Source organism: Rhodococcus phenolicus, assembly GCF_001646785.1.
GTDB lineage: Bacteria > Actinomycetota > Actinomycetes > Mycobacteriales > Mycobacteriaceae > Rhodococcus > Rhodococcus phenolicus.
This window is the reverse complement of record NZ_LRRH01000183.1, coordinates 1-3,351: the sequence shown is the minus strand read 5'-3', so window position 1 is coordinate 3,351 and position 3,351 is coordinate 1. Positions and strand designations below refer to the sequence as shown.

Sequence of the window (3,351 nt, the reverse complement as noted above, 5' to 3'; positions counted from 1 at the left end):
CGACCACCGCGCAAGGGAAACCCGCCCTTGCCCGGCGGCCGCCGCGCCCGGTTCACCAGGACCCGGCCGACCGACCGAGGAACCCGCTCCCCGGCGACCCCCCGAACCACCCCGTGGTCACCGCAAAACCGCAGGTCATGGCACAAAAGACAGTGACGCAAGTCACCCGAAAAACATCAAAAAAACATCAAAAAAGCACCAAAATAGATGTAAAATTGAGACATGAACAAAGAAGAGATCATCGCCAAGCTCCGCGACATCGCCCGCGACGTCGACGCCCTGCTCGTCAACATCTCCACCGGAAAAGACCTGTCGGTCGTACTCGCCGAATCGCGCGACACCAAGGCCGCCGCCCGCGCCGCAGGCATGACCGAAGCCGAGATCAGCGAAGCCTTCCAGGCCGGTCTGAGCTGACCACCGACGACCCCGGGTGGGGAGCCGCACCGGCTCCCCACCCGCCCCACCATCGACCAGACAGGACACCGCACGTGCTCACCATCAACCACACCCCCGCCGATGGAACGATCATCGATGGCACCACCAAAGGCGACGGCACCGCCGCCATCCTCAAGACCGCAGGGTGGAAATGGGGCCGCAGCATCACTGCCTGGTACCTACCGTTCAGCCGCGACCGCGCACCCCAGCTCGCCCGCATCGACCGCACCGCCGAGGCACTTCGCGCCGCCGGATACGCCGTCGACACCGACATCGACACCGAACTGCGCGCCGCCGCCGACGCCCACCGCGACCGCGACGCCCGCCTCACCGACCGCGCCGACGCCCTCGCCGCCAAGGCTGAACGCAAGGCCGACGCAGCCGACGCCGCCCGCGCCCGCCACGACCGAGCCTGCGATGCACTCCCCTACGGCGGCGAACCCGTCAAAATCGGACACCACAGCGAAGCCCGCCACCGCCGAGCACTCGACCGCGCCCACACCACCGCCCGCGCCGCCATCGACGCCGACGCCGCAGCCGCCGAAGCCACCCGCCGCGCCACCGTCGCCGCCCACAGCACCGACCACCGCAACAACCCCGCAGTAATCCACCGCCGCATCGAGCGCCAATCCGCCGAACTACGCCGTATCGAGCGCCTACTCACCGACTACGAGCACGCCCACAACACCGACCCCGGCAACGCCGCCCGCGCCCGCCACATCGAACAACTCCGACTCGACAAAGCCGAACTCGAAGCCGACATCGAATACTGGACCGCGGTACGCGCAGCCCAGGACGCCGACGGCGGCCCCAAGCTCTACACCCGCGCCGACCTGCGCCCCGGCTACTACGTCTGCTGCCACAGCACCTGGTACCGGATCCGCCGAGTCAACGCGAAAACCGTCACCGTCGAGACCGACCCCGGATGGAACGACAAGATCCCCTACGACAAGATCACCGACGCCCGCGCCGAAGACGCCAAGACCACCATCCGCCCCGGACAGTGACCACCCACCCCGGCGGCCGCGACACGATGTCGCGGCCGCCGCGGCCACCCGCCGCGAGGACACTATGACCACCGAATCACTGTTCGCCGAATGCATCCTGCCCGGCTGCACCCAACCCGTCGCCGAGGAACTCACCCCCTGCCAGACCTGCCGCACCATCTTCGGACCGATGCTGCAGAAGACCGACAGCCGAGAACCCCTCACCCACGCCGACATCACCGCCCGCGACAACGACACCCGCGCCGCCTACCGCGCCCAACTGCGCATCATCGCCGAAACACCCCAACCCGCACGCCGACGCAACCAACGGTGTTGGATGTGTGAACAGCGGCGCACCTGCACCCAGACCCCGCAAGGCTGGGAATGCCGCGACTGCATCGAGATCACCTAACGCACCCCAGGCCCCCGGCCGGCGGTAGCCAACGGCCAGGGCATCGAGCCCTGGCCGCTGCCATTCGCCCCGGTCGCCAACACCAAATACACACCTAAAGCACATCTGAGGCACACCAAAGAGCCGATAGTCACGAAAAAAGCATCCGATACGAACCAGAAATGCTGTATTCTCGCATCAAGAAAGGACGGCCATGACCTCCCAGATCATCCTGCTCACCAACGAAAAAGGTGGCGTCGGCAAAACCACCACCGTGGTGAACCTCGGTGAAGCCATCGCCCGGGCCGGCAAGAACGTGCTTCTGATCGACCTGGACCCCTCCGGCAACCTCACGCTCACCGTCACCAAGACGCAGCCCGACCGACGGGACAGCGCGACGGTGACCGTCGATCACATCGTCGAGCTGCACGCCGAACGCCGCCGGTCCGCCTCCGATGCAATCGTCAAGGACGTGCGTGGCGGGATGGACCTGATCGCAGCACCCAAGAACCCCGCGGATCTGATCAGCGCAGAAAAGAACATCTCGAACGATCCCCTCGAGGGACCGCACATCCTGCGCGAAGCACTCGAGCCGATCCGGGAGCACTACGACTACATCCTCATCGACTGCTCCCCCACCCGAAACGCACTCGAACTGTGCGCGCTCGCAGCCGCCGACCAGCTCATCGTGATCAACGAGCCGACCCAGTTCAGCGTCGACGCCATGCAGCGGGTCACCGCATACGCCCAGCGCATCAAAAAGCGCAGCAACCCAGGTCTGTGGGTCCGCGGAGCGATCTTCAACATGTACAAAACCAACACCAAGATCGCCCAGAAATGGACCACCGATCTGGCCGAGGCCGGCATTCCGGTCCTGGCCACTATCGGCTACCGGGAAGCAATCAAAGCAGCGATCGAAGCAGGGGTTTCCCTGGCCGAGACCAAAGACGGCTGGCGCAACGCACAGGTATACGACGAGCTCGCCGCCCTCATCACCCAAAGGAAGAAATCATGAGCGATCTCCGCAGCATGTTCGACGCCGAAGACCCCGACGACGACACCACTGCCCCCGCGGCCCGCGCACCCAAGAAGCTCGTGCAACAGCCCAGCCTGGTCCGGCGCACCTTCACCCTCGCCGAGTCTGTCATCGACGCAGCGACCAACGCCCAGAAGACACTGCGCGGCGCCTACCCAGGCTCGCACCGCAGCATCAACAGCTTCATCGAAGAGGCCATCGCCGAATACACCGCCAACCTTGAGCGCGAATACAACGACGGCCAGCCCTTCCCCGACGTCGAGAAGATCCGCCGCCGCAAGAACAAGGACTCCGACGACTGACCGAACGGTCGACGCACCACCGTTGAAGGCCCCGACCCCGTCGGGGCCTTCGGTCTATGCCGGCCACCACCGACGACGGTGCCGGCCTACTGATCCCAGTGGCTCCGCCCCCCGGACCCCCGACCTCCCTCCCAAGGTTCCCGCTCCCCGCGCGCCCCTCACCCGATCGCCGCACACGGCCCTACCGGCCCCACCGACCAC

General features: G+C 66.2%; 5 protein-coding genes. All 5 read left to right on the top strand.

The window, feature by feature from the left end; all coding sequences use genetic code 11:
• Positions 1-222: 222 nt before the first annotated feature.
• The 5 genes from A8G15_RS31325 (at position 223) to A8G15_RS28670 (ending at position 3,150) form a co-directional block, all read left to right on the top strand.
• Positions 223-414, top strand: a complete 192-nt coding sequence (locus A8G15_RS31325) for a hypothetical protein (protein ID WP_068166600.1) — start codon at positions 223-225, stop codon at positions 412-414.
• A 74-nt stretch (positions 415-488) separates the two neighbouring features.
• Positions 489-1,442 carry a DUF3560 domain-containing protein gene (locus tag A8G15_RS28685; RefSeq protein WP_068166599.1) on the top strand — a complete coding sequence of 318 codons (954 nt, stop codon included), beginning with the start codon at positions 489-491 and terminating at the stop codon, positions 1,440-1,442.
• 64 nt (positions 1,443-1,506) lie between these two features.
• On the top strand, positions 1,507-1,833 hold the full coding sequence (locus tag A8G15_RS28680) for a hypothetical protein (RefSeq protein ID WP_068166598.1): 327 nt from the start codon (positions 1,507-1,509) through the stop codon (positions 1,831-1,833).
• A 193-nt stretch (positions 1,834-2,026) separates the two neighbouring features.
• Positions 2,027-2,827, top strand: a complete 801-nt coding sequence (locus A8G15_RS28675) for a ParA family protein (protein ID WP_068166597.1) — start codon at positions 2,027-2,029, stop codon at positions 2,825-2,827.
• Entirely contained in the window at positions 2,824-3,150 is a 327-nt protein-coding gene (locus A8G15_RS28670) for a hypothetical protein (RefSeq protein ID WP_068166596.1), read from the top strand. The genes A8G15_RS28675 and A8G15_RS28670 overlap by 4 nt, the downstream gene beginning before the upstream one ends.
• The last annotated feature ends 201 nt before the right edge of the window (positions 3,151-3,351 follow it).

Excerpts from the sequence above, each read along its gene's own strand:
- A8G15_RS28675 (WP_068166597.1), top strand. The coding sequence starts at position 2,027 with ATGACCTCCCAGATCATCCTGCTCACCAACGAAAAAGGTGGCGTCGGC.
- A8G15_RS28670 (WP_068166596.1), top strand. The coding sequence starts at position 2,824 with ATGAGCGATCTCCGCAGCATGTTCGACGCCGAAGACCCCGACGACGAC.
- A8G15_RS28680 (WP_068166598.1), top strand. The coding sequence starts at position 1,507 with ATGACCACCGAATCACTGTTCGCCGAATGCATCCTGCCCGGCTGCACC.
- A8G15_RS31325 (WP_068166600.1), top strand. The coding sequence starts at position 223 with ATGAACAAAGAAGAGATCATCGCCAAGCTCCGCGACATCGCCCGCGAC.